The sequence below is a fragment of the Rhodovulum viride genome (assembly GCF_003265965.1).
GTDB lineage: Bacteria > Pseudomonadota > Alphaproteobacteria > Rhodobacterales > Rhodobacteraceae > Rhodovulum > Rhodovulum kholense.
Genome location: NZ_MUAV01000003.1, coordinates 179,681 through 203,867, shown reverse-complemented (window position 1 = coordinate 203,867; position 24,187 = coordinate 179,681). Strand labels below are relative to the sequence as shown.

The following is a 24,187-nucleotide window of genomic DNA, read 5'->3' as shown; positions in this document are numbered from 1 at the left end:
ATGCCCAATCTCTTCCGCTGGCTGTTGCGGATCTTCACCGCCGTCGTGGTTCTGGCCGGTCTGGGACTGGGCGGCGCCTATTACCTCGCCGCGCGGTCGCTGCCCGAATACAGCGGCACCCACGAGGTCGAGGGGCTGAGCGCCCCGGTCGAGATCGTGCGCGACCATACCAGCGTTCCGCATATCTTCGGCAAGACCGACGAGGACGTGTTCTTCGGGCTGGGCTATGCCCATGCCCAGGACCGGCTCTGGCAGATGACAGTGCTGCGCCGGACGGTGCAGGGACGGCTGTCCGAATTGTTCGGCGCCCGGACGCTGAAGATCGACGAACTGATGCGGCGGCTCGACCTTTACGGGCTCGCGCAGAAATCGGTCGCGGCCCAGGACCCGCAGACCCGCGCCGCGCTCGAGGCCTATTCGCGCGGCGTCAATGCCTGGATCCAGACCGTCAACACCGAGGCGCGCGGCCGCGGCGCGCCGGAATTCTTCCTGTTCCGGCCGGAAGTCGCCTATTGGCAGCCGGCCGATTCGATTGCGCTCGTCAAGCTGATGGGGGTGCGCTTGTCCTCCCATCTCGACGCCGAGGTGCTGCGCGCGCGCGTCTCGCTGCTGCTCGAGCCCGGGCGGGTGATGGACCTCCTGCCCGACGCGCCCGGGCCGGGGCTTGCAGCCCTGCCCGACTATGCCGAGCTTGCCCCCGGCGTGGTGCCCTCCTCGGCGCCGATCGCCCGCTATGCCGAAGGCCCGCTGTCGCCGTTTCTCGGGGCGGACCTCGCGGGCGCCTCGAACGCCTGGGCCGCGGCGCCGAAACGCTCGGCGGCGGGCGGCACGCTTTTGGCCAACGACCCGCATCTGGGCTTCTCCGCGCCCTCGATCTGGTATCTGGCGCGGCTGGAACTTTCGACCGGCGGCGTCATCGGCGGCACCATCCCCGGTATTCCCACGATCCTCTCGGGTCGCTCGGCCAAGCTGGGCTGGGGGCTCACCACCTCCTATCTCGACGATCAGGACGTGTTCCTCGAACAGCTGAACCCCGACAACCCCGAGGAATACCGCACGCCCGACGGTTTTCGCCCCTTCGAGACCCGGCGCAGCATCATCAAGGTCGCCGATGCCGAGCCGGTCACGATCACGCTCCGCTGGACCGAGAACGGGCCGGTGCTGCCCGGCACCCATTACGATCTGGCCTCGATCACCCCGCCCGGCCATGTCGCGTCGCTGGGCTGGACGCTGCTGAACGGGGCCGACACTTCGATGAGCGCGGCGATGCGGGTCATGCGGTCGCAGAATGTCGACGAGGCGATCGAGGCCGGCCGGTTCTTCGTCGCGCCCTCGCTGAACCTGACGCTGGTCGACGAGGACAATATCGCGCTGCAGATGATCGGCGCGATGCCGCGCCGAAGCGCCGCCAACCAGAGCCAGGGCCGCCTGCCCCAGCCCGGCTGGAAGGAGGAAAACCGCTGGCAGGGCTGGCTGAACTACGCCGCCAATCCCAGCTTCAAGGACCCCGAGGGCGGCATCCTGGGCAATACCAACAACAAGCTCGTCGACCGGCCCTTCCCGCTTCATGTCAGCTTCGACTGGGGCGACACCCAGCGGATCCAGCGCTGGAAGCGGCTGATGGAGACGCGCAAGGTCCATACCCGCGAAAGCTTCATCGAGGCCCAGCTGGACACCGTGTCCTTCACCGCGCGGTCGCTTCTGCCGCTGGTCGGCAAGGATCTGTGGTTCACCGGCGAACCCGCACCCGCGGGCAGCCCGGAACGGCGGCGCCAGCGGGCGCTGGAACTGCTGGCGGGCTGGAACGGCGAGATGAACGAACACCTGCCCGAACCGCTGATCTATGCCGCCTGGATGCGGTTCCTGCAGCGCGACCTGATCGAGGACGACCTGGGCCCGCTTGCGCGCGAGTTCAGTCATGTCGAGCCGCTGTTCATCGAGCGGGTGTTCCGCGACATCGACGGCGCCTCGGTCTGGTGCGACATCCGCCAGTCGGCGGCGCAGGAGACCTGCACCGAGATCGCCCGCAAGTCGCTCGACGAGGCGCTTCTGTACCTGTCGGAAACCTATGGCGGCTCGCTCGAATCGCTGCGCTGGGGGCAGGCGCATCAGGCCTGGCACGATCATCCGGTGCTGGGCGAGACGCCGCTTCTGAAATGGATCGTCAACATCCGCCAGCCGACCTCGGGCGGCGACAACACGCTGAACCGGGGCCTGACCAAGGGGACTGACCCGTTCCCCTTCGCCAATGTCCATGGCGCGGGCTATCGCGGGGTCTACGATTTCGCCGATCCCGACAGTTCGGTCTTCATCATCTCGACGGGGCAATCTGGCCATCCGCTCAGCCGTCATTACGACGATCTGGGCGAGCTCTGGCGCCGGGGCGAGTACATCCCGATGTCGCTCGACCCCGATCTCGCCCGCGCCGCCGCGGTCGGCATCACCGATCTGGTGCCGAAAGCCGAGTGACGCTGTGCCCCGCATCGGCGCGCGCCGTCAGGCGCCGTGACCGATGCGCGGGAGGCGCCGCGCCCCCAGGCCTCCGGCACGCGGCCATCGCGTGGCACATGGCCCGCGTCTCATTTCCGGACCGTCCCCCGCCCCTGGAACCGGACGCGCCCCTTGAAGGCATCGCGGGGATCGGCAGGCGCCATCGGGTGGGGCGCGCCCGGCCCGCCCCTTGACGCAGGCAGATGGTGCGACCGCGGCGCGGATCCGCGTTTTCCGGATCGGCCGCGCGCCGATCCGAAGATCTCTGCCCGGGCCAGACGGCCCTCGAGGCCCGTCTCAGCCGTCCTTCGGCGGACGACGTCCTGTCGGGGCGATGCGCGCCATGGCATCCTCGAACTGGGCCCAGGTCATCGTCGCGCGGTTGCCCGCCACGCCATGGTAATAGGACCGGCCGCTGGCGGTCGGAAACCCGGCCCAGATCTGCGCCAGATTATGCATGAAATCCTTGCGCGGCATCTCGCCCGCGCCGAAGGCGCTGAGCCCGGCCTCTTCCAGCAGCAGATCGGCCAAACGATCCTGAACCGGCGCCGTGAACCGGGTGCGCTCGCTCAGCCCCAGTTCGGTCACCAGACGGCGCAGCGTTTCCGGAATGAACTGATAGCGGCCGATGGCATGGGGCTGACCGGGGGTGTCGGCGATCCATTTGTAGATCTGGCCGATGCTCAGTTGCGTGGGCCGCCCCGGCGGCAGGATCTTCGCGCCGTGCTGAACCGCGTCATAGCCCATCCGCCCGGCCTCGGCCCGGCCGATCAGAAGCCGGATGCCCTCGGCCAGCGCAGCATTCGTGCCGCCCGGACGGAGCGGCGAAAAGATCGACACCGGGCCGGACGGCGCCGCCCGTTGCGGCCGGTCGGGAGAGGGGGCGAAAAGGCTCGACCCCTCGCGTCCGGCGAAAAGACTGGCGCCGGACGGACCCGGCCCCGAGGCAGGCATCTGGGTCAGCAACGGCCCGGAGGCGCCGCCCGCTGCGCCAAGAAACCCGCCCCCCGCAATCAGCGAGACCGGCTCGGCCAGCGCGGGGCGCAGGACAGAGGCCAGGGCAAGCCCCAATCCGAGGATCAGGGCAAGGGCCAGTTCGACAGCCAGCATCGGCACGCGGTTTCGCGGGGGCATCGGCACCTCGTTCTGAGTGCGTGAATTGCCCGCGACCCTGCCAGCCAGAAGTTCAGATTTCGTTGCCGACGGCCGGGATCGCCCGTCGCCTCAGAGGCTGCGGAACCGCTGTTCCTGCCGCGCCGTCCAGTTGACGGTCAGGGTCGAGCCGTCATCGTCGGGCGCCTCGCCCTCGACCACGCCCTGATCGTAAAGCCAGGCGCGGCGGCGCCCGTCGCCATGATCGAGATGCAGCTCGCGCCGCTGACGGGTCTCGTCGAGAAGCCCGGTCACCGCCGCCAGCAGCGGCTCGATCCCCTGCCCGGTCCAGGCCGAGATCGCCTCGACCCCGTCATGCCGGGCCGCCGCCGCCTCGACCGCCGCGCGCCGGTCGGGGTCCAGAAGGTCGGTCTTGTTCCACACCTCGATCTGCGGCGTCTCGCGCGCCACACCGAGATCCGCAAGGATCGTGCGCACGTCCTCGGCCTGGGCCTCGCTGTCGGGATGGGCGATGTCGCGGACATGCAGGACCAGATCGGCCTCCAGCACCTCTTCGAGCGTCGCCCGGAAGGCCGCGACCAGCTGCGTCGGCAGATCCGAGATGAACCCCACCGTATCCGACAGGATCACCTTGAGCCCGGTCGGCAGCGCGACCGCCCGCATCGTCGGATCGAGCGTGGCGAACAGCATGTCCTTGGCCAGAACCTCGGCCCCGGTCAGCCGGTTGAAAAGCGTCGACTTGCCCGCGTTGGTATAGCCCACCAGCGCCACGATCGGGAACGGCACCTTGCGCCGGGCGGCGCGGTGCAGATCGCGGGTCTTGACGACCTTCGACAGCTGCCGCCGGATCCGGGTGATCGCCTCGTCGATGGCGCGGCGGTCGGCCTCGATCTGGGTCTCGCCGGGCCCGCCGACGAATCCCAGGCCACCGCGCTGGCGTTCGAGGTGGGTCCAGGCCCGCACCAGCCGGGTGCGCTGATAGCTGAGCGCGGCCAGTTCGACCTGCAACACGCCCTCGCGCGTCCGCGCCCGGTCGGCGAAGATCTCAAGGATCAGCCCGGTCCGGTCGAGGATCTTGACCTTCCAGGCCTTTTCCAGATTGCGCTGCTGCACCGGGCTGACCGGCCCGTCGATCAGCACCAGCTCGACCTCGGCCTCGGTCAGCCGCTCTTTCAGCTCGTCGATCTTGCCCGAGCCGAACAGATAGCCCGCCCGGGGCCTGGCCAGAGGCACGATCTCGGCGCCCGCGACCTCAAGCCCGGGCAAGGCCCCGGCCAGCGCCACGGCCTCCTCAAGCGCCGGAGCCGAGGCCCGGCGCTCGCGGTCGGACGAGATGTCCGGATGCAACACCCAAGCGCGGGTGATGCGAGGCTCGGACCCTGCCGGTTCGGCCGGGCTCAATCCTCACCTTCGTAAAGGTTGATCGGTTGCGAGGGCATGATGGTCGAAATCGCATGCTTGTAGACCAGCTGGGACTGCCCGTCCCGGCGCAACAGCACGCAGAAATTGTCGAACCAGGTGATCACGCCCTGCAGCTTGACCCCGTTGATCAGAAAGATCGTGACCGGGACCTTCGTCTTGCGAACATGGTTAAGAAACGCGTCTTGCAGGTTTTGCTTATCGGCAGCCATTTTTTCTTTGCCTTGTTGTCTATTCTGCCCCTCGGCGGACAGCCGTCTCCCTCTGGGGGCGAGTATGAAGCGAGGTTTACTCAGATTCCAGCCCTGTTCAACGTGTTCCACAGGTGAATTTTGCATCGACCCAAGGTTCACTTGCGCCAGAATTCCGGATTGAAGAGCGCAATGATGGCCAGGGTCTCGAGCCGTCCGAGGATCATCGCGCTTGCCAGCACCATCTTCGCGGCATCGCCGAGCGCCGAATAGGACAGCGGCGGGTCGGTCGCGGCGGCGGCCAGCGGACCGGTCGTGGTCAGGGCCGCGACCGTCAGCACCATCGCGGCCTCGAAGTCGAGCCCCAGAAACCCCAGCGCGACCATGACCACTGCCACCGACAGCGCGAAGAGCATGAAGAAGACAAAGGCGATCTGCGCGCCCTGGCGGCGGATGCGGCGGGCGAAGGCGCCAGCGCCGCCGACCGAGGACGGGTGCACCAGCTTTTCCATCTCGCGGATGCCGTGCTTGTAAAGCGCGTAGATCCGCAGAAGCTTGACGCCCCCCGCCGTGGTCGCGACCCCGCCGCCGAAAACCGCAAGGCCGACCAGAATCAGCCCCGGCGTCGCCAGCCCGGACCATTGCCGGGCGTCGATCCATTCGACCGAGGCAAAGCCCGTGGTGGTCAGGTAAGATGTCACCGTGAAAATCGCCCCCCAGAGCGCGCCAAGCGCCGCCAGCCCGTTTTCCTCGGCGGCGACCTCATAGGCGCCGACCCAGTGCCGGGCGAACAGGAAGACGGTCACCACCCAGGCGATGCCGATGCCCATCCGCAATTCCAGATCGTCCTTCAGCCGCCGCCAGCTTTCGGGGCGAAAATCGAACATGAACATCTGCCGCGAAATCGCGAACAGCATGAAGCCCCACAGCATGATCTCGCCCGCGATGCCGCTTTGCCCGCCCGCGACCCCGCCGACCGGCGAGATCCCCGAGGTCGAGAGCACCGACATCGCATGGCAGGCCGCCACCAGAGGTCCCTCGCCCGCCACCAGCATCAGCACCCAGAGGCAGGCGGTCAGACCGATATAGACCGGCGCCAGCTGTTCGGCGAAACGCATCAGCCGTTCGCGCGGATCGTGGGCCGGGTGAACCGCGCCGCGCTCGGGGCCGACACGACCGGCGATGCTGCCCGCCCCCGCCGTCACCTCGAAGCCACCGAGGTTCATCGGCGCGAGGATCGCGATGGCGGTCACCCAGACGAAGAACCCGCCCAGCCAGCCGACCAGCGCGCGCCACAGATGCACGCCCGCGGTCAACCGTTCGGGACTGTCGAACAGCGTCGCTCCGGTCGTGGTCAGGCACGAGATCATCTCGAAATAGGCGTTGAGAAAGCTCGTGTCGCGCACCGCCTCGGAAAACGGCACCGCCAGCATCACCGGCAACAGCGCATAGAAGCCCAGCATCGCCAGCAGATGGCTGCGGGCCTGGTTGCGGACCGGCCGGTTGATGGTCGACAAGCCGATCAGCACGGTCAGGACGGAAAACAGCAGCCCCGAATTGAAGAAGGCCCGCGCCGTCGTCCAGTCGCGTTCGGCCAGCGCAAGGCCCACCGGCGGAAACATCGCCAGCGCCCCGATCCCCATCAGGATCACCAGGAAGGGAAGATCGGCCAGCCGTCGCATGGCTCAGAAGAAGTCGATGGAAACCTGCAGCAGGCGCTCCACCTCGGGGACGTCGGCACTGAGGGCGAAGATGACCACCATGTCGCCCTCCTCGATCCGGGTATCGCCGCGCGGCAGGATCACCTTGCCGGCCTTCATCACCGCGCCGACCAGCGCGCCTTCGGGAAAGTCGATGTCCTGCACCCGCTTGCCGGACATGGGCGAGGTCGACAGCACCTGCGCCTCCAGCACCTCGGCCTCGGCATCGCCGATGGAATAGACGCCGCGCACCCGGCCATGGCGGACATGGCGCAGGATCGAGCTGACGGTGGTGGCGCGCGGGTTGATATAGGCGTCGACCTCGAGCGCCCCCATCAGCGACACGAGCGAGGGATCGTTGACCAGACAGATCGCCATCGGACAGCCCGCCATCTTGGCGCGCACGGCCGCCAGCAGGTTGGTCTTGTCGTCGTCGGTCACCGCCAGCACCGCGTCGGCGCGTTCGATATTGGCCTCGGCCAGCAGGTTGATGTCGAGCCCGTCGCCGTTCAGCACGATGGTCCGTTCCAGCGCATCGGCCGCGATCTCGGCCTGACGTCGGTCCTTCTCGATCACCTTGGCGCGAATCCGCTCCTCGCGCGCCTCCAGCGCCTTCGCGACCGACAGGCCGACATTGCCGCCGCCGATGATGACCACGCGCTCCTGCTTCTTGGTGGATTTGCCGAAGATCTCCAGCGTCCGGTTCACGTCATCGACATGGGCGAAGACATAGATCTGGTCGTCGGGGAACAACTGGTCGCCCGGCTCGGGCGCGAACAGCGTGCCTTCGCGGCGCACCCCCACAACCAGCGCGCGCAGCGTCGAGAACAGGTCGGTCAACTGGCGCAGCGGCGTGCGCAGGACCGGGCAATCCTCATCGAGCGCGATCCCCAGAAGCTGCGCCTGCCCGCGCAGGAAGCTCTCCGTATCGAAGGCGGCAGGCGCGGCCAGCCGTTGCAGCGCGGCCTCGGCCACCTCGCGTTCGGGGCTGATCACCACGTCGATGGGCATGTGATCGCGGCGGTAAAGATCGGAATAGATCGCGGTCAGGTAGGACTGCGCCCGAAGCCGCGCGATCTTGCGCGGCACGGCAAAGATCGAATGCGCCACCTGACAGGTCACCATGTTGACCTCGTCGGACTGGGTGGCGGCGATGATCATGTCCGCATCGCGCGCGCCCGCGCGTTCCAGCACGTCCGGATAAGAGGCATGGCCCGCGATCCCCTGCACATCCAGCGCGTCGGTGGCGCGCCGGATCAGGTCCGCGTTCATGTCGACGATGGTGACGTCGTTCTTCTCGCCCGAGAGGTGGCGGGCGATCTGCCAGCCCACCTGGCCCGCGCCGCAGATGATGACCTTCATGCGCCCCGTATCCGTCAGGCAAAACTGCCCCAATCCATCGCAGAAGCGGCCCGGAGGGTCAATCGGCGGCGGAGGGCTCCTCTTCCTCCTCGAGATGCGCGATCCGGCCGCCTGCCCGGGTCGTCGTCACCACGCCCAGCGACTTGAGCTTGCGGTGCAACGCCGAGCGTTCCATGCCGACGAAATTGGCGGTCCGCGAGATGTTGCCGCCAAAGCGGTTGATCTGGGTCAGCAGGTATTCGCGCTCGAACAGCTCGCGCGCCTCGCGCAGCGGCAGCGTCGCCAGCGCGCCCGCCAGCACGATCCGCCCCTCCTCGGCCGGGCCTTCAGCCTGCATCGGCAGTTCGGAGGCAAGGATCGGGTCCGTGCCCTCGCCAAGGATCAGCACCCGCTCGATCACGTTCTTCAGCTGGCGCACGTTGCCGGGCCAGGACATGGTCTGCAACAGCGCCTCGGCCTCGGCCCCCAGCGCGCGCAGCGGCAGCCCCTGCACCCGGTTGAAGGCGGCGATGAAATGGCGCGCCAGTTCGGGGATGTCCTCGCGCCGCTCGTCCAGCGAGGGCACGTCGATCGGCACCACGTTCAGCCGGTGATACAGCTCTTCGCGGAAGGTCCCGGCCTGTATCTCGGCGGTCAGGTCGCGGGTGGTCGAGGAAATCACCCTGATGTCGACCCGGACCTTGTCGGTGCCGCCCGCGCGCTGGAACTGCTGGTCGACCAGCACCCGCAGGATCTTCGACTGGGTGCCCAGCGGCATGTCGGCCACCTCGTCGAAGTAGAGGATGCCGCCATGGGCCTGTTCCAGCAGACCCTTCTCGACCCCGCGCGCGGCACTTTCGCGCCCGAAAAGCACCTCTTCCATCCGCTCGGGCTCGATCGAGGCAGAATTGACCACGACGAACGGCCCCGAGGCGCGGCCGGAATTGGCATGGATGTAGCGCGCCGCCACCTCCTTGCCGCAGCCCGACGGCCCCTTCAGCATCACCCGCCCGTTCGACCGGGTGACCTTGTCCAGCTGCGATTTCAAGGTCTTGAAGGCCGGACTTTCGCCGATCATCTCGGCCTGGACCACGTCCTTGCGGCGCAGCTCCTGATTTTCGCGCCTCAGCCGCGACGCTTCCATCGCCCTGCGAATGACGACCAGCAACTGGTCGATATTGAAGGGTTTTTCGATGAAATCATAGGCGCCCTGCTTGATCGCCGCGACCGCGATCTCGATATTGCCGTGACCCGAGATGATGACGATCGGAATGTCGGGATTGTCGCGCTTGACCTTCGACAGGATGTCGATCCCGTCCATGGTGCTGTCCTTCAGCCAGATGTCGAGGATCATCAGCGCCGGTGCGGCGGCGTTGATCTCGGCCATGCAGGCGTCGGAATTGGCGGCCAGCCGCGTCGTGTAGCCCTCGTCCTGCAGAATGTCCGAGATCAGCTCGCGAATGTCGCGCTCGTCGTCGACGATGAGGATGTCGCCCATGTCCTACTCCCCGGTTGCCGCTGTTTCTGGTGTCGTGTCGCGGGTGGCGGCCCGTGCCGGGCCGTCCGCCGCGCCCTGTGCCGGATCGACCGGCAGCGTGATTTCGGCCAGGGCGCCGCAATGTGCCCCCTCGGCGAAGGGATCGGCGTCGCGCAAGTCGAGCCGGCCCCCGTGTTCCTCGATGATCTTCTTGACGATGGGCAGGCCCAGCCCGGTGCCGTGATCGCGCGTGGTCACATAGGGCTCGAAAAGCCGCGCCCGGTCCTGCGGCAGCCCGATGCCGTTGTCGGCGATCCGGATCGTCGCGCTGCCCTCCTCGACATCGAGCCGGACCCGGATCTCGGGGGCATAGCCTTCGGGTTCGCCTTTTGTCCTAAGACTGTCAATGGCTTCGCCCGCGTTCTTCATGATGTTCGTCAACGCCTGAGAGATCATGGTCGCGTCCAGCTCGGCCGGAACCGGCGCCTCGGGGATCTCGGCCACGAAGGCGACCCCGGGCTGGCCCGCCTCCTGCAACAACACCGCATCGCGCAGAAGCGCCGCCAGATCGACCGGCTTGCGGTCGGGTTCGGGCATCCGGGCGAATTTGGAGAATTCATCAACGATGCGCCGCAAGTCATTGGTTTGCCGAACGATAACGTCGGTCATCTGGTCCAGCGCCTCGGCCTGATCGCCGACCGCGGTGCGGAACTTTCGCTTGATCCGCTCGGCCGACAGCTGGATCGGCGTCAGCGGGTTCTTGATCTCGTGTGCGATCCGGCGCGCCACGTCGCCCCAGGCCGCCATCCGTTGCGCCGTCACCAGATCGGTCACGTCGTCGAAGGCCACCACGAAGCCCTCGGCCCCGCCATCGGCGCTTTTCCTCATCGCCATGCGGACCAGCAGATGTTCCATGTTGCCGCCGCGCAGCAGCCGGATCTCTTCCTGGGCGGTGCCGCGGCGGCTGGCTTTCAGCTTTTCCAGAAGCTCGGCGAATTCCGGCACCGCGACACACAGCTCCTGCCCCTCGGCCTCGGCCGCATCGAGCCGCAGAAGCAGCAGCGCCGAGCGATTCATCACCTCGACCCGCCCCTCGGCATCGAGCCCCATCACCCCCGCGGTGACCGAGGACAGCACGGAATCGAACAGCCGCCGCCGCTTTTCGATCTGGCGGGTATTGTCGAGAAGCGCGTCGCGTTGCAGCTTCAGCTGCCGGGTCATCTGGTTGAACATCCGCCCCAGCATCGCGATCTCGTCATCGCCGGTCTCTTCGGGCACCCGCACGTCCAGATCGCCCGCCCCCACCCGCTGGGCCGCACCCGCAAGCCGACCCACGGGCCGCGACAGCCTTTCGGCGAACCACAGGCCCAGCCAGACCGCGGCAAGGATCAGGATCACCGCGAAGCCCAGATAGAGCAGCCCGAATTCGAACAGCACCCGCCCGCGTTCCTGTTCGAGCTGCTGATACAGCCGCACCGATTGCTGGGTGTCGTCCAGAAGGTTCAGGATGTCGCCATCGACCGTGCGCGAGATGTAGAGATAGCGGTCGAGATAGCCGTCGAGCTTTTGCAGCGCGCGGAACTCGTTGTTGTCCCAGTCCTGAATGACCACCGTCTCGCCCGCGCCCGCCCGCGCGATGTCGTCGGCGCCGGGACGTTCGTAGTTGAACAGGTAAGACCGTTCGCCCCGCGCCCGGATCTCGGCCGAGCCGTCGATCACATAGGCTTCCTTCAGCCCGCGCTGAACCCGCGCCTGGGCCTGGGTCAGAAGCTGGCGCATGTCGCCGTCCGACAGGAACACGGTCGCCTGCCGCGCCACCGCCAGATAGCCCGCCAGCGTATGCGCATCGGCCACCAGATCGCGGCGGTGTTCGTCCTCATAGGCCTCGGCCGCGGCCAACGAGGCGCCGACCACGTTGCGCACCCGTTCCGAGAACCAGCCCTCAAGCCCGATATTGATGGTCAGACCGGCAAAGATCGCGACCGACACCGTCGGGATCAGCGCGATCAGCGCGAAGACCCCGGTCAGCCGCAGATGCAGCCGCGAGCCCGCCGAATGCCGCCGCCGCGCCGCCACCATCCGCGCGATGCGTTGCACCACCAGCGCCGCCACGACCAGCGCATAGACAAGATCGATCAGGATGACGATCCGAAGCCCATGCGACGAGGCGCCCTGATCGAGCGGCCCCAGCATCAGGAAGGTGAAGATCGCCAGAAGCGGGCCAAGGACCACGACGCTCAGCGTGGCGGCATTGGTCGCCTGGCGCGATCTGCGCAGGCGCAAGAACCTTTCCAGGGCCATCAGGCCCTTGGCATGTGTCACCGCTCGCCTCGTGTCGCTGCACCGCCCGAAGACGGCCCTGACCTCATGGCAGGGCCGCCGGGGTTATGTCCGGTCGGCCACGCCTTGTTGCCAATTTACATCAACTTCCGGCGCCGTGTCACGCGAATATCGAGATCCGTGATCTTCTTGCGCAAGGTATTGCGGTTGATCCCCAGAAGATCGGCACATTTGGCCTGATTGCCGCCGGTCGCATCCAGCGCGATCTCGATCAGCGGCATTTCGACCTCGCGCAGGATGCGGGCATAAAGCCCGGGCGGCGGCAACACGCCGCCATGCAGGTCGAAATAGCGCCTCAGATGCTTGGCGACCGAAGCCGACAGCTTTTCGCCATCCCCGCCGCCGACCAGCGGCTCGATCTCGGGCTGGTTACCCAGAACCGCCTCGACCTCGGCGCGGGTGATGACCTCTTCGGAACTTGTCACCACCAGACGGCGGATGGTGTGTTCCAGCTGGCGGACATTGCCGGGCCAGCTATAGGCGCGGATCAGGTCCATCGCATCCTCGGCCAGACGCCGGGTCGCGCTGCCGTCGCGGTCGGAGCGGCCGAGGAAATGCTCGGCCAGCAACGGAATGTCGTCGACCCGCTCGCGCAGCGAGGGCACCGCCACGGTGACGCCGCCCAGGCGGTAGAACAGGTCCTGCCGGAACTGCCCCGCCTCCATCCGGCCCATCAGATCGGTCTGGCTGGTCGCCATGATGCGCGGCGCGCTGTCGCCGAAGCTGTCCAGCATGCGCACGATCCGGCCCTGCGCCTCTTCGGTCAGGTCGGCCACCTCGTCGAACAGGATCGAGCCGCCGCGGGCGCGCGCGACCAGCGCCGAGGGGCCGTCGACGCCCTCCATGTCGGCGGCGGTCGCGATCACGAAGGGCAGCGAGCGGCGGTCGGAAAAGTCGTGGATCGCGCGGGCGATCAGCGATTTGCCGGTGCCGGATTCGCCGGTGATCAGCACCGGCAGATCGGCGTTCATCACCCGCGCCACCAGCCGGTACAGCGCCTGCATCTGCGGCGTGCGCCCGACCAGCGGCAGGTCGTCCTGGGTGTCGCCCCCGGTCGGCGGCGCGACCTCGCGCGGACGGCCGACCCGGCGCTTGGTCTCCAGCGCCCGCGCCGCCCGCTTCATCAGGTCGGGCAGGTCGAAGGGCTTGGGCAGATAGTCATAGGCCTCGGCCTCGGCCGCCTGGATCGCGGTCATGATGGTGTTCTGCGCCGAAATCACGATCACCGGCAGGCCCGGCCGCTCCTGCCCGATCTTCGGCAGCATCTCGAGCCCGTTGCCATCGGGCATGATCACGTCCGAGATCACCAGATCGCCCTTTCCCTCGCCGACCCAGCGCATCAGCGTGGTCAGGGACGAGGTGGCATGCACCTTGCAGCCGGCCCGGGTCAGGGCCTGGGTCAAAACGGTGCGGATCGTGCGGTCGTCATCGGCGACAAGTACGGTTCCGTCCATCAGCTCTCATCCTCTTCGGGTTTCGGGGCAACCGGCAGCGAGACGCGGAACACGGTGCGCCCGGGCACCGAGTCGACCGCGATCCAGCCGCCATGGTCGCCGATGATCTTCGAGACCAGCGCAAGCCCCAGCCCGGTGCCGTTTTCGCGGCCCGAGACGAAGGGCTCGAAGATGTCGGCGGCGATCTCGGGGGGCAGGCCCGGACCGTCATCGGTGATTTCCACCTGCAACGGCACCGGCACGCCCGATCCGTCGGGGTGGCGCAGCCTCAGCGACAGGTCGTAGAAGGTGCGCAGCCGGATCGTGCCGCCGCGCGGACCGGCCGCCTGGGCGGCATTGGTGATCAGGTTGGTGAAGACCTGCATCAGCTGGTCGGGGTCGGCCCAGGTCGGCGGCAGCGAGGGGTCGTATTCCTCGACGATCTTCATGTTGGCCGCAAAGCCCACCGCCGCCGAGCGCCGCACCCGGTCCAGCACGTCGTGGAGGTTGACCGCCTTGCAGGCCGGCGGGCGCAGATTGCCGAACTGCTCGACCTGATCGAGCAGCTTCACGATCCGGCGGCTTTCCTCGACGATCAGATCGGTCATCTCCAGATCGCCATTCGTCAGGTTCATCGACAGAAGCTGCGCCGCCCCGGTGATGCCCGCGAGCGGGTTCTTGATCTCGTGCGCCAGCATTTCGGCCATGCCGATCGCCGACTTGGCCGCCGATTTCACCGAATGCGCCCGCCCCAGCCGCCCGGCGATCTCGCGCGGGCTGACCAGCAGCAGCAGGTGTTCCTCGCCGTCGTTCATCGGCGCCACCTGCACGTTGCACAGGACCGGCGGCTTGTTGCCCGCGCTGACATCGACATCGTTGATGAACAGCGGCGCGCGGTTGGCGCGGACCCGGGCGAAGGCTTCGTCAAGCGGCGCATCGACCGCCAGCCGGTCGAAGATCGGCACGCCGCTGAGGGTCTTGATCGTGGCGTTGACGAAAAGCTCCGAGGCCGGGTTGATCGCGGCGATCCGGTCGCCCGCATCCAGCAGGAAGGCCGGGATCGGCAGCGCGGTCCAGATCGCGTCCTGATCGAGCGTCATGCCGCGGCCCTCCCCTCGGAAGCCAGCGCCTCGGGCAGAAGCGCCAGCACCGCCGCCCCGGCCGGCGCCGTCAACACCCGGCGGCGCAGGGGCGCGGGCGTGCCCGCGCGGTCCATGTACCAGCCCAGATGCTTGCGCGCGACACGCCCGCCCAGATCCGCGCCGTAAAAGCCCAGCATGTCCTCGTAATGCCGCGCGACCATGTCGGCCAGCGCCGCGCCTTGGGGCACCGCGGGCGCCGGGCGCCCCGCGATCCGGGCGCCGATCTCGGCCAGCAGCCAGGGCCGCCCCTGCGCGCCGCGCCCGACCATCACCCCGTCGGCACCGGACTGATCGAGCGCCTGCGCTGCGGTCTCGCCGCAGACGATGTCGCCATTCGCCACCACCGGCACGGTGACCGCCTCCTTGACCTCGCGGATCGCGCGCCAGTCGGCCCGGCCCTTGTAGAACTGACAGCGGGTGCGGCCATGGATGGTGATCATCCGCACGCCCGCGGCCTCGGCCCAGCGCGCCAGATCGGCGGCGTTTCTCAGGCCGTCATCCCAGCCCAGCCGGGTCTTCAGCGTGACCGGCACGGACACCGCCTTCACCACCGCCTCGATCAGCCGCAACGCCCGGTCGGGGTCGCGCATCAGCGCCGAACCCGACAGCCCGCCGACCACCTTCTTGGCCGGACAGCCCATGTTGATGTCGATGATCCTGGCCCCCTGCTCTTCCACCATCCGCGCCGCCCGCGCCATCCAGTCCGCGTCCCGTCCAGCCAGCTGGACCGCCGTCGCCTCTTCGCCGAAGCCCAGCGCCGCCCGCTCGCGCACCCCCGGCTTGGCCTGCACCATTTCCTGGCTCGCGACCATCTCGGACACCACCAGGCCTGCGCCGAAGGACGCAACCAGCCGTCGAAACGGCAAGTCCGTGATTCCCGCCATCGGAGCAAGGAGAACCGGAGGATCCAGCGCGATATCTGCCACGCGAATGGCCAATTGATTAATCCTTGTGCAGCCGGAATTGATCTAGCCCCCCCGCCCGGCAATGGCAATCACCCTGACACTCTTTGTCTGCCCGGAAACGATCTTTGCACAACAATTGGGCAGACCTGCCCGCCAGTTTGCCCCATTGCCCCGCAGCAACGCCCCGCCTAAAACCCCGACGGGCAGCAGGGGGGCGACACATGACTGTCACGGCGATCATCGTGGCCGCGGGCCGCGGCACCCGGGTGGGGGGCGACAAGCCCAAGCAATATCAGGATCTTGCCGGGCGTGCCGTTCTGGCCCGCACGATCGAGGCCTTTGCCGGCCACCCCCGGATCGGCGCCATCGTCGCGGTGCTGCACCCCGAGGACGGCGCGCTGTTCAAGCTTGCCCTTGCCGACAGCGCCGCCGAGGTCGTGACTGTGCCGGGCGGCGCCAGCCGCGACGCCTCGGTGATGGCGGGCCTCAAGGCCGCGCCCGAGGGCACGACGCGGGTGCTGATCCATGACGGCGCCCGGCCGCTGGTCTCGGCCGCGCTGATCGACCGGGTGATCGACGCGCTCGACGATGCCCCCGGCGCCGCCCCCGCCCTGCCCGTCACAGATGCGCTCTGGCGGGGCCGCGACGGCAAGGTCGCGGCCCCGCATCCGCGCGAGGGGCTTTTCCGCGCGCAGACGCCCCAGGGCTTTCACCTGCGCGCCATCCTCGCCGCCCATCAGGCCCATCCGGGCGGGGCGGCCGACGATGTCGAGGTGGCGCTGGCGGCAGGCCTTGACGTGGCCATCGTCGAAGGCGACGAAGACAATCTCAAGATCACCCACAAGGTGGATTTCGCCCGCGCCGAGCGGGTCCTGCGGGAGAGAAACATGGACATTCGCACCGGAAACGGGTTCGACGTGCACGCCTTCTGCGAGGGCGACGGGGTGATCCTCTGCGGCATCAAGGTGCCGCATGACAAGGCGCTGAAAGGCCATTCCGACGCCGATGTCGGGATGCACACCGTCACCGACGCCATCTATGGCGCATTGGCCGAAGGCGATATCGGCCAGCATTTCCCGCCCTCCGATCCGCAATGGAAGGGCGCGGCCAGCGAGATCTTCCTGAAACACGCGGTCGCGCTGGCGGCCGAACGCGGTTTCCGCATCGCCAATGTCGATCTGACGCTGATCTGCGAGCGGCCCAAGATCGGCCCCGTCGCGGGCGCGATGCGGGCCGAGATGGCGCGGCTGATGGGGATGGACGAGGCCCGGGTCAGCGTCAAGGCCACCACCTCTGAACGGCTCGGGTTCACCGGGCGTGAGGAAGGGATCGCGGCGCTGGCCACCGTGACGCTGGTGGCGCCATGAGCCTCGCCACGCAGATCGCCACCGTCTTCGGCGTGGGCCGGATGCGCCCCGCCCCGGGCACATGGGGCTCGCTGGCGGCGATGCCCGCCTTCTGGGCGCTCGACGTGATCGGCGGGGTCTTCCTGACCGCCTTCGGGACGCTTGCGGTGATCCCGCTCGGCATCTGGGCGGTGCGCGAGGCCGCGGCCGGCGCCCCTGACCCGGACCGGTCCGAATACGTGATCGACGAGGTCGCGGGGATGTGGATCGCGCTGCTGCCGGTCTCGATCGGGGCGGCGGCGGCCGGGGTCGACGCGACCGCGCTTTATCCGGGCTGGATCGCGGCCTTTCTGGGCTTCCGGCTGTTCGACATCTGGAAACCCGGCCCCATCGGCCGCGCCGACCGGATGAAGACGCCGATCGGGGTCATGCTGGACGACGTGCTGGCGGGCGTCGCCACGGCGGTGCTGGTGCTTGCGCTGGCCGCACTCTCGCATATCTTCCTGATGTGACCGAAACCGCCGAACCCCTCGTTTCCGGGGCCCGTGCCGCGGGCCTCGTGATCGCCACCGCCGAAAGCTGTACCGGGGGCATGATCTCGGCTGCCATCACCGACATTCCGGGTTCGTCCGCCGTCTTCGACCGGGGCTTCGTGACCTATTCGAACGCCGCCAAGCAGGCGATGCTGGGCGTCCGGGGCGAAACGCTGGACGCCCATGGCGCCGTCTCGGAAGAGGTCGCGGCCGAAATGGCCTCGGGCGCGCTGGCCCGGTCAGAGGCCGATCTGGCCGTTGCCGTCACCGGCATCGCAGGTCCCGGCGGGTCCGAATTCAAACCCGAGGGCCGGGTCTGCTTCGGGCTCGCCCGGCGCGGGGCCGAAACCCGGACCGAAACCGTCGAGTTCGGCGCGCTCGGCCGTGACCGGGTGCGGGCCGCGACCCGCGATCATGCCCTGGCGCTTTTGCTGGGGGCGCTCGGCGCGCCGCGAACCTAGGGCCTCAGGGCCGCGTGCCGTAAAGCGCCTTTGCCCGATCCTCGAAGGCACGCACGATCCGCAGCATCGCCTCGTTGAAGACCGCACCGATCACGCCCTGCAGCACCCGGTTCCTGAATTCGAAGTCGACGAAGAACTCGACCTTGCAGCGGCCCTCGGCCACGTCCTCGAACTGCCAGTGCGATTTCAGATAGCGAAACGGCCCGTCGAGATATTCGGTATCGATCCGCATGCGCCCGGGCCAAAGCGTCACCCGGCTGCCGAAGCGTTCGCGGAACACCTTGAACGAGATCACCAGATCGGCCTCCATCAGCTCGCGGTCGCCGTAATCGGTGCGCGAGCGGATGCGGGCCGCAGCCGTCCAGGGCAGGAATTGCGGATAGGACCCGACATCGGCCACCAGATCGTACATCTGCTGGGCGGTGTATGGCATCTCGCGGTTTTCCGAATGGCGCGGCATGGGTCCCGGTTCGCTGCTGACAATGGGACGCCATGTCTGCTAGAAAGCCGGCAAAATCAAGGGGGACCCATGGCCGAGAGACCATATGTCATAGACGAGTTGCTGTCGGCCAAGACCATCGCGGCCCGCGTCGAATCGCTGGCGGGCGAGATCACCGCGCATTTCGCCGATACCGAAAAGCTGGTCGTCGTCGGGCTGTTGCGCGGCTCGTTCATCTTCATCGCCGATCTGGTGCGCGAGCTGAACCTGCCGGTCGAGGTCGACTTCATCGAGACCTCGTCCTACGGAAATTCCACGACCTCGTCGCGCGAGGTGCGCATCCTGAAGGACCTGCGCGGCGAAATCGGCGGCCGCGACGTGCTGGTGGTCGAGGACATCGTCGATACCGGCCACACGCTGAAACACGTGCTGCACCTGCTGAACGGCCGCAAGCCCGCGCGGCTGGAATGCTGCGCGCTGCTCGACAAGCCGTCGCGGCGCGAGGTCGACGTGCGCGCGCGCTGGGTCGGCTTCGAGATCCCCGACCGCTTCGTGGTGGGCTTCGGCATCGACTATGCCCAGCGCAACCGCAACCTGCCCTATATCGGCGCGGTGCGGTTCACCGGCTGAGGCGCGCGAGGGCTCAGACCCCTTCGGCGACGCCCGCGGCCTGGGTACGGATGCGTTCGACCATGGCGCGCAGCCCGTTCGAGCGTTGCGAGGACAGGTGCTCGTCGAGCCCCAGCCGCGCCAGCTGGGCGCCCGCGTCGGTCTCAAGCACCTCAACCACCGTGAGCCCGTCGTAAAGCGCCCGCAGCACCGCGATCAGCCCCTTGACGATCATCGCGTCGCTGTCGCCCTTGAAGTGATAGATCGCCTCACGCCCCTCGCCCTCGACATCGGCCATCAGCCAGACTTGGCTGGCACATCCGTCGACCTTGGTCGCGGGCACCTTGAACGCCTCGGACAGGGGCTCCATCGCCTTGCCCATCTCGATCACATGGCGATAGCGGTCCTCCCAGTCCTCCAGGAACTCGAAAGTGTCCACGATCTCCTCGAAGGCCTCACTTGCCACGTCGTCTCTCCTTGCCTGACTGTCCCTGACTAGCCCCGGCCCGGGCAAAGGTCCAGCTTCGGGGCCAGACCGGCTTTTCAACCGCGCCGGTTTCGGCTAACCGATTGGACGAAGCAACCGGGGGCCTGCCCATGAAATCATCGCTTTCGGCCGTGCTCTGCGCGGCGCTCGCCCTCTCCGCCTGCGGGACCGTGCGCGAGTCGCGGATCAACCCGTTCAACTGGTTCCGCAGCTCGACCGAGGCCGAGACCACCGAAACGCAGGTCCGGACCGCCAAGGACGAAGACCCGCGCGCGCTGGTCGACCAGGTGGTCGAAATGAGCATCGACCGCGCCCCGGGCGGCGCCATCGTGACCGCGACCGGTCTGCCGGTCCGTCAGGGGTTCTGGAATGCCGAACTGGTGCGGGTCGAATCCGATGCCGACGCCCCGACCGACACGCTGGTCTACGATTTCCGCATCGCGTCCCCCGGCACCGCCACCCCCGTCGGCACCGAGCCGTCGCGGCTGGTCACGGCCGCGCGGTTCCTGTCGGATCAGGATCTCGAAGGCATCCGCACCATCCTCGTGCGCGGCGCCCAGAACCAGCGCCAGGCGCGCCGCTAAGGCGGCCGGTCGCCAAGATAACACGGTCCCGCGCGGTGATGCGCGGCTCCGTGCACGGACCGACCAGACAGTCACGGTGACGGAGGACATCATGAAGATCAGGCTTGTTTCCCTAATCGTCTGCGGCACGACCGTCCTTGCCGCCTGCCAGCCCAACGACACCGCCCTGACGACGGGTCAGGGCCCGACGGCGGCCTCGCAGGCGCGGCTCATCGAGACCGAAACGCCTCCCGAATATATCCCTTGCAGCGAACTGGAACGGAAGCTAGCCGTCAGCGATGCGAAGGTGAGGGCGTTCAGCTCCCGCAACACGTCGAGCGAGGCGATCTACTGGCGCGACCGGAACAAGCGCCTCATCGCCCGCGCCTACGAATGCAAACGACCCAGGTGAGCCCCGCGGACGGGGCCGTCCCGCCCGTCGCCTAGAGCGGCACCACCACCACGTTGCTGCCCTTGGCGGCCAGAGCGATCTTGCCCGCGCAAAGTTGCAGCGCGTCATCGCCGAAGACCTCGGCCCGCCAGCCGCGCAGCGCCGGGACGTCGCGGCGCCCGGCGGCGATGGCGTCCAGCTCGGAGGCAGTCGCGATCAGCTTCTGCGCCACCCCGGCCTCTTCAGACTTGGCCTTCAGCAGCACCCGCAGAAGATCGGCCAGCGCCGGGTTCACCTGCAGCTTGTCGTCGGTGTCGGGCATTGTCGGATAGTCGGCCTGGGGCGTCTCGGCGGCCGCGGCAATCGCCGCGATGATCCCTTCGGCAATCTCGCCCCGCCGCGCCTCGCGCAACAACAGCCGCGAGCGCGACAGGTCCTCGAAGCTTTGCGGCTTGGTCGAGGCCAGCTCCAGCAGCGCGTCGTCCTTGTAGACCCGGTTGCGCGGAATGTTGCGGGCCTGGGCATAGGTTTCGCGGAACCGCGCCAGCTCCTTGACCGCGACGAGGAACTTGCCCGAATGGGTGCGGGTCTTGACCCGGCGCCAGGCCTCTTCGGGGTGGACGATATAGGTCGCGGGATCGGTCAGGACGCTCAGCTCTTCCTGCAACCACTTGGCCCGGCCGGTCTTTTCCAGCTCGGCCGCGAGATATTCGTAGATCACCCGCAGATGGGTGACATCGGCCAGCGCATAGGATTTCTGCGCGTCCGACAGCGGCCGGCGCGACCAGTCGGTAAAGCGCGAGGTCTTGTCGAGATTGGCCCGCGCGATCTTCCGGACCAGCGTCTCGTAGCCCACCTGTTCGCCGAAGCCGCAGACCATGGCCGCGACCTGGGTGTCGAACAGCGGTTCGGGGAAGACCTTGCCTTCGGTGAAGAAGATCTCCAGATCCTGCCGGGCGGCGTGGAACACCTTGACCACGGAAGGATTGCGGAACAGCGCGTAAAGCGGCTCGAGCGACAGATCGCCTGCCAGCGGATCGACCAGCACCGCCGCGCCTTCGGTTCCGTCGCGCGCGGGCAGCGCCAGCTGCACGAGGCAGAGCTTGGCGTAATAGGTCCGCTCGCGCAGGAATTCGGTGTCGATGGTGATATAAGGGGCGCTCGCGGCCTCCTCGCAGAAGGCGGCCAGCGCCTCGGTCGTGGTCAGTGTCTTCATCTCAGCCCGCATGAAACCGATAGCACCCCGCAAGAACCCAGACGCATTCGTGATAGTAAAACCACCGGAGAATGGAAAGGCCGCATCGCCCTGACTGTCCGCCTTCGCCACATGGCACGCGGCTCAGGGCAGCAGAACCGGCGTCCGGTCGCCCGCCGCAAAGCGGCGCAGAACGGCCGGATAAAGCATGTGTTCCTGCACCAGCACCCGCGCGGCCAGCGTGTCGGCGGTGTCGTCCGGCAGCACCGGCACCCGCGCCTGGCCGAGGATCGGCCCGCCATCGAGTTCGGCCGTCACCTCGTGGACGGTACAGCCCGCCTCGGCATCGCCCGCCTCGAGCGCGCGCGCATGGGTGTGAAGCCCGCGATAGTTGGGCAAGAGCGAGGGGTGGATGTTCAGCATCCGCCCGGCCCAGGCCTCGGTAAAGCCCGGGGTCAGCACCCGCATGAACCCGGCAAGGCACAGGATGTCGGGACGCGCCTCGGCCAGCCGGTCCATCAAGGCCGCCTCGAAGGCCGCGCGGTCCTTTCCGAAGGGGCGGTGATCGACGGCGGCAACCGGAATGCCCATGGCGCGCGCCCGGTCGAGCCCCTTGGCGCCCGGATCGTTCGACAGCACCAGCACCGGGCGCGCCGGATGATCGCCGGTCATGCTTTCGGCAAGCGCCACCATGTTCGACCCCGATCCCGAGATCAGGATCGCAACGCGCTTGGGGTCGGTCACAGCAGGCGTCCCTCGTAGGCGACCCCCTGCCCCGGCCCGACCCGGCCGATCCGGGCCACGGTCTCGCCCGCCTCGGCCAGAAGCGCCGTCAGCGCCTCGGCCCGGTCCTCGGCCACGACCAGAACCATGCCGATCCCGGCATTGAAGGTCTTCAGAAGTTCGGCCTCGGCCAGCCCGGCGGTTTCGGCCAGCCAGCGGAACACGGGCGGCAGATCCCAGGTCGACAGATCGACCGTCGCGCCCAGGCCCTCGGGCAGCACGCGCGGCAGGTTCTCGGTCAGCCCGCCGCCGGTGATATGGGCCAACCCGTGCACGCCGCCCGCCCGGATCGCCGCGAGCGCCGGTTTGACGTAAAGCCGGGTCGGCGCCAGCAGGGCCGCGCCCAGCGGGCCGTCGGCGAAGGGCGCGGGCGCGTCCCAGCCAAGGCCCGCGACCTCGACCACCTTGCGGACCAGCGAATAGCCGTTCGAATGCACCCCGTCCGAGGCCAGCCCCAGAAGCACGTCGCCCTCGGCCACGTTGGCGGGCAGATCGTGGCCGCGTTCCATCGCGCCGACGGCAAAGCCCGCCAGATCGAAATCGCCGCCATGATACATGCCGGGCATCTCGGCGGTCTCGCCCCCGATCAGCGCGCAGCCAGACCGCAGACAGCCCTCGGCGATGCCCTCGATCACCCGCGCGGCCTCGTCGATCTCAAGCTTGCCGGTCGCGAAATAGTCCAGGAAGAACAGCGGCTCGGCGCCCTGACAGACCAGATCGTTGACGCACATGGCGACAAGGTCGATGCCCACGCCGTCAAGATGGCCGGTGTCGATGGCGATCCGAAGCTTGGTGCCCACCCCGTCGGTCGCGGCGACCAGCACCGGGTCGAGATAGCCCGCAGCCTTCAGATCGAACAGCGCGCCGAACCCGCCCAGCCCGGCGACGGTCCCGGCCCGCCCGGTCCGTTTGGCGGCCGGCTTGATCCGCTCGACGAGCGCATTGCCTGCGTCGATATCCACGCCCGCCTCGGCATAGGTCAGGCCGTTCTTCCGCTCGCTCATGGGGCTCTCCCGTCTGGTTGGCTGCGCTTTAGCGCAACGCCCGCACGAAGGAAAGCCGGAGCCGCGGCCGCGCGGAAAGAGAAACCCCGCCACGGCGCGGAGGCCGGGCGGGGTCCTATGAGGTCAGGCGATCCGGGGGGCCGGATCGCGGCAGCGTCAGGTGTTCGACAGACGCTGCGCCACGTTTTCCCAGTTGACCAGCTTGTCGAGGAAGTTGGTCAGGTAGGCCGGGCGCTTGTTGCGGAAGTCAATGTAGTAGGAATGCTCCCACACATCGCAGCCCAGAAGCGCGGTCTGGCCGAAGCACAGCGGGTTCACGCCGTTTTCGGTCTTGGTGACCTTCAGCGTGCCGTCACTATCGACCACCAGCCAGGCCCAGCCGGACCCGAACTGACCGGCCCCGGCGGCGGCGAAGTCTTCCTTGAATTTCTCGACCGAGCCGAAGGCATCCTTCAGGCGCGATTCAAGCTCGGAGGGCATCGCCACCGGCTTCGGCGACATCATTTCCCAGAACTGGGTGTGGTTCCAGTGCTGCGAGGCGTTGTTGAAGATCCCCGACTGGGCCACCGCGCCGCTCTGGTAGGTGCCCTTGACGATCTCCTCGACGGGCTTGTCGGCCCATTCGGTGCCTTCGATCAGCTTGTTGCCGTTGTCGACATAAGCCTTGTGGTGAATGTCATGGTGATATTCCAGCGTCTCCTTGGACATGCCGCTGTCGGACAGCGCGTCATGCGCATAGGGAAGGGCGGGAAGTTCGAAAGCCATCAAAAGACCTCCTTTTTCGTTAACGAACTGCGTCACTTTGGCCTAGATGGAGAGCGCAAA

The 24,187-nt window shown here is 67.8% G+C and carries 23 protein-coding genes; 7 read left to right on the top strand and 16 right to left on the bottom strand.

All coding sequences use genetic code 11. From position 1 onward, the window contains the following. On the top strand, nucleotides 1-2,469 hold the full coding sequence (locus BYZ73_RS03680) for a penicillin acylase family protein (protein ID WP_108022965.1): 2,469 nt from the start codon (nucleotides 1-3) through the stop codon (nucleotides 2,467-2,469). Between the two features lie 318 nt (nucleotides 2,470-2,787). On the opposite strand, the gene BYZ73_RS03675 is transcribed toward BYZ73_RS03680, so the two are convergent. From BYZ73_RS03675 to dusB, 10 genes are all read right to left on the bottom strand, one after another. Then, nucleotides 2,788-3,624 (bottom strand): lysozyme family protein, encoded by an 837-nt coding sequence (locus BYZ73_RS03675; RefSeq protein WP_245895468.1) that lies wholly within the window; start codon nucleotides 3,622-3,624, stop codon nucleotides 2,788-2,790. 90 nt (nucleotides 3,625-3,714) lie between these two features. Further along, complete coding sequence (gene hflX / locus BYZ73_RS03670; protein ID WP_112314986.1) at nucleotides 3,715-4,968, bottom strand: GTPase HflX; 1,254 nt, start codon at nucleotides 4,966-4,968, stop codon at nucleotides 3,715-3,717. 32 nt (nucleotides 4,969-5,000) lie between these two features. Beyond that, entirely contained in the window at nucleotides 5,001-5,234 is a 234-nt protein-coding gene (hfq, locus tag BYZ73_RS03665) for an RNA chaperone Hfq (RefSeq protein ID WP_042461931.1), read from the bottom strand. Nucleotides 5,235-5,371: 137 nt separating this feature from the next. After that, on the bottom strand, nucleotides 5,372-6,895 hold the full coding sequence (locus tag BYZ73_RS03660) for a TrkH family potassium uptake protein (RefSeq protein ID WP_112314936.1): 1,524 nt from the start codon (nucleotides 6,893-6,895) through the stop codon (nucleotides 5,372-5,374). Nucleotides 6,896-6,898: 3 nt separating this feature from the next. Then, nucleotides 6,899-8,275 (bottom strand): Trk system potassium transporter TrkA, encoded by a 1,377-nt coding sequence (gene trkA / locus BYZ73_RS03655; protein WP_108022962.1) that lies wholly within the window; start codon nucleotides 8,273-8,275, stop codon nucleotides 6,899-6,901. Nucleotides 8,276-8,333: 58 nt separating this feature from the next. Further along, complete coding sequence (ntrX, locus tag BYZ73_RS03650) at nucleotides 8,334-9,752, bottom strand: nitrogen assimilation response regulator NtrX (protein WP_108022960.1); 1,419 nt, start codon at nucleotides 9,750-9,752, stop codon at nucleotides 8,334-8,336. A gap of 3 nt (nucleotides 9,753-9,755) precedes the next feature. Continuing rightward, nucleotides 9,756-12,032 carry a sensor histidine kinase NtrY-like gene (locus BYZ73_RS03645; protein WP_112314985.1) on the bottom strand — a complete coding sequence of 759 codons (2,277 nt, stop codon included), beginning with the start codon at nucleotides 12,030-12,032 and terminating at the stop codon, nucleotides 9,756-9,758. Between the two features lie 116 nt (nucleotides 12,033-12,148). Continuing rightward, a complete protein-coding gene (locus tag BYZ73_RS03640; RefSeq protein WP_108022958.1) occupies nucleotides 12,149-13,525 on the bottom strand; it encodes a response regulator in 1,377 nt (458 codons plus the stop codon). Then, on the bottom strand, nucleotides 13,525-14,604 hold the full coding sequence (locus tag BYZ73_RS03635; RefSeq protein WP_108022956.1) for a two-component system sensor histidine kinase NtrB: 1,080 nt from the start codon (nucleotides 14,602-14,604) through the stop codon (nucleotides 13,525-13,527). Before BYZ73_RS03635 ends, BYZ73_RS03640 begins: the two co-directional genes overlap by 1 nt. After that, complete coding sequence (dusB, locus tag BYZ73_RS03630) at nucleotides 14,601-15,584, bottom strand: tRNA dihydrouridine synthase DusB (RefSeq protein WP_112314935.1); 984 nt, start codon at nucleotides 15,582-15,584, stop codon at nucleotides 14,601-14,603. Before dusB ends, BYZ73_RS03635 begins: the two co-directional genes overlap by 4 nt. Before the next feature lie 188 nt (nucleotides 15,585-15,772). Here dusB and BYZ73_RS03625 point away from each other — a divergent pair, with 188 nt between their 5' ends. Genes BYZ73_RS03625 through BYZ73_RS03615 form a run of 3 tightly spaced genes read left to right on the top strand, consistent with a single transcriptional unit; the run spans nucleotide 15,773 to nucleotide 17,891 of the window. Further along, the gene (locus tag BYZ73_RS03625) at nucleotides 15,773-16,918 is read left to right on the top strand and encodes a bifunctional 2-C-methyl-D-erythritol 4-phosphate cytidylyltransferase/2-C-methyl-D-erythritol 2,4-cyclodiphosphate synthase (protein WP_112314934.1); all 1,146 of its coding nucleotides are present in this window, start codon (nucleotides 15,773-15,775) and stop codon (nucleotides 16,916-16,918) included. Beyond that, nucleotides 16,915-17,409: a phosphatidylglycerophosphatase A family protein gene (locus BYZ73_RS03620; protein ID WP_112314933.1), complete on the top strand. Its 495-nt coding sequence runs from the start codon at nucleotides 16,915-16,917 to the stop codon at nucleotides 17,407-17,409. Before BYZ73_RS03625 ends, BYZ73_RS03620 begins: the two co-directional genes overlap by 4 nt. Continuing rightward, nucleotides 17,406-17,891 carry a CinA family protein gene (locus BYZ73_RS03615; protein ID WP_112314932.1) on the top strand — a complete coding sequence of 162 codons (486 nt, stop codon included), beginning with the start codon at nucleotides 17,406-17,408 and terminating at the stop codon, nucleotides 17,889-17,891. Before BYZ73_RS03620 ends, BYZ73_RS03615 begins: the two co-directional genes overlap by 4 nt. A 4-nt stretch (nucleotides 17,892-17,895) precedes the next feature. On the opposite strand, the gene BYZ73_RS03610 is transcribed toward BYZ73_RS03615, so the two are convergent. Next, the gene (locus tag BYZ73_RS03610; protein WP_112314931.1) at nucleotides 17,896-18,351 is read right to left on the bottom strand and encodes a type II toxin-antitoxin system RatA family toxin; all 456 of its coding nucleotides are present in this window, start codon (nucleotides 18,349-18,351) and stop codon (nucleotides 17,896-17,898) included. A 69-nt stretch (nucleotides 18,352-18,420) separates the two neighbouring features. Between BYZ73_RS03610 and hpt the strand changes: the two genes are divergently transcribed. Continuing rightward, the gene (hpt, locus tag BYZ73_RS03605) at nucleotides 18,421-18,960 is read left to right on the top strand and encodes a hypoxanthine phosphoribosyltransferase (protein ID WP_108022944.1); all 540 of its coding nucleotides are present in this window, start codon (nucleotides 18,421-18,423) and stop codon (nucleotides 18,958-18,960) included. A gap of 13 nt (nucleotides 18,961-18,973) precedes the next feature. Here hpt and BYZ73_RS03600 read toward each other — a convergent pair whose 3' ends face one another. Then, nucleotides 18,974-19,405 (bottom strand): SufE family protein, encoded by a 432-nt coding sequence (locus BYZ73_RS03600; protein WP_108022942.1) that lies wholly within the window; start codon nucleotides 19,403-19,405, stop codon nucleotides 18,974-18,976. A 131-nt stretch (nucleotides 19,406-19,536) separates the two neighbouring features. Between BYZ73_RS03600 and BYZ73_RS03595 the strand changes: the two genes are divergently transcribed. After that, nucleotides 19,537-20,010, top strand: a complete 474-nt coding sequence (locus tag BYZ73_RS03595; protein WP_108022940.1) for a hypothetical protein — start codon at nucleotides 19,537-19,539, stop codon at nucleotides 20,008-20,010. Nucleotides 20,011-20,101: 91 nt separating this feature from the next. Then, nucleotides 20,102-20,401, top strand: a complete 300-nt coding sequence (locus tag BYZ73_RS03590) for a hypothetical protein (RefSeq protein ID WP_108022938.1) — start codon at nucleotides 20,102-20,104, stop codon at nucleotides 20,399-20,401. Between the two features lie 31 nt (nucleotides 20,402-20,432). Here BYZ73_RS03590 and rnd read toward each other — a convergent pair whose 3' ends face one another. The 4 genes from rnd to BYZ73_RS03570 form a co-directional block, all read right to left on the bottom strand. After that, nucleotides 20,433-21,596 (bottom strand): ribonuclease D, encoded by a 1,164-nt coding sequence (gene rnd, locus BYZ73_RS03585; RefSeq protein WP_112314930.1) that lies wholly within the window; start codon nucleotides 21,594-21,596, stop codon nucleotides 20,433-20,435. A 123-nt stretch (nucleotides 21,597-21,719) separates the two neighbouring features. Next, a complete protein-coding gene (gene purN / locus BYZ73_RS03580) occupies nucleotides 21,720-22,319 on the bottom strand; it encodes a phosphoribosylglycinamide formyltransferase (RefSeq protein ID WP_112314929.1) in 600 nt (199 codons plus the stop codon). After that, nucleotides 22,316-23,362, bottom strand: a complete 1,047-nt coding sequence (gene purM, locus BYZ73_RS03575) for a phosphoribosylformylglycinamidine cyclo-ligase (RefSeq protein ID WP_112314928.1) — start codon at nucleotides 23,360-23,362, stop codon at nucleotides 22,316-22,318. The genes purN and purM overlap by 4 nt, the downstream gene beginning before the upstream one ends. Before the next feature lie 156 nt (nucleotides 23,363-23,518). Continuing rightward, nucleotides 23,519-24,127 carry a superoxide dismutase gene (locus BYZ73_RS03570; protein ID WP_112314927.1) on the bottom strand — a complete coding sequence of 203 codons (609 nt, stop codon included), beginning with the start codon at nucleotides 24,125-24,127 and terminating at the stop codon, nucleotides 23,519-23,521. Between the last annotated feature and the right edge of the window lie 60 nt (nucleotides 24,128-24,187).

Excerpts from the sequence above, each read along its gene's own strand:
- BYZ73_RS03680 (WP_108022965.1), top strand. The coding sequence starts at position 1 with ATGCCCAATCTCTTCCGCTGGCTGTTGCGGATCTTCACCGCCGTCGTG.
- BYZ73_RS03675 (WP_245895468.1), bottom strand. The coding sequence starts at position 3,624 with ATGCCCCCGCGAAACCGCGTGCCGATGCTGGCTGTCGAACTGGCCCTT.
- hfq (WP_042461931.1), bottom strand. The coding sequence starts at position 5,234 with ATGGCTGCCGATAAGCAAAACCTGCAAGACGCGTTTCTTAACCATGTT.
- BYZ73_RS03660 (WP_112314936.1), bottom strand. The coding sequence starts at position 6,895 with ATGCGACGGCTGGCCGATCTTCCCTTCCTGGTGATCCTGATGGGGATC.
- trkA (WP_108022962.1), bottom strand. The coding sequence starts at position 8,275 with ATGAAGGTCATCATCTGCGGCGCGGGCCAGGTGGGCTGGCAGATCGCC.
- ntrX (WP_108022960.1), bottom strand. The coding sequence starts at position 9,752 with ATGGGCGACATCCTCATCGTCGACGACGAGCGCGACATTCGCGAGCTG.
- BYZ73_RS03645 (WP_112314985.1), bottom strand. The coding sequence starts at position 12,032 with ATGGCCCTGGAAAGGTTCTTGCGCCTGCGCAGATCGCGCCAGGCGACC.
- BYZ73_RS03640 (WP_108022958.1), bottom strand. The coding sequence starts at position 13,525 with ATGGACGGAACCGTACTTGTCGCCGATGACGACCGCACGATCCGCACC.
- BYZ73_RS03635 (WP_108022956.1), bottom strand. The coding sequence starts at position 14,604 with ATGACGCTCGATCAGGACGCGATCTGGACCGCGCTGCCGATCCCGGCC.
- BYZ73_RS03625 (WP_112314934.1), top strand. The coding sequence starts at position 15,773 with ATGACTGTCACGGCGATCATCGTGGCCGCGGGCCGCGGCACCCGGGTG.
- BYZ73_RS03620 (WP_112314933.1), top strand. The coding sequence starts at position 16,915 with ATGAGCCTCGCCACGCAGATCGCCACCGTCTTCGGCGTGGGCCGGATG.
- BYZ73_RS03610 (WP_112314931.1), bottom strand. The coding sequence starts at position 18,351 with ATGCCGCGCCATTCGGAAAACCGCGAGATGCCATACACCGCCCAGCAG.
- hpt (WP_108022944.1), top strand. The coding sequence starts at position 18,421 with ATGGCCGAGAGACCATATGTCATAGACGAGTTGCTGTCGGCCAAGACC.
- BYZ73_RS03595 (WP_108022940.1), top strand. The coding sequence starts at position 19,537 with ATGAAATCATCGCTTTCGGCCGTGCTCTGCGCGGCGCTCGCCCTCTCC.
- BYZ73_RS03590 (WP_108022938.1), top strand. The coding sequence starts at position 20,102 with ATGAAGATCAGGCTTGTTTCCCTAATCGTCTGCGGCACGACCGTCCTT.
- rnd (WP_112314930.1), bottom strand. The coding sequence starts at position 21,596 with ATGAAGACACTGACCACGACCGAGGCGCTGGCCGCCTTCTGCGAGGAG.
- purM (WP_112314928.1), bottom strand. The coding sequence starts at position 23,362 with ATGAGCGAGCGGAAGAACGGCCTGACCTATGCCGAGGCGGGCGTGGAT.
- BYZ73_RS03570 (WP_112314927.1), bottom strand. The coding sequence starts at position 24,127 with ATGGCTTTCGAACTTCCCGCCCTTCCCTATGCGCATGACGCGCTGTCC.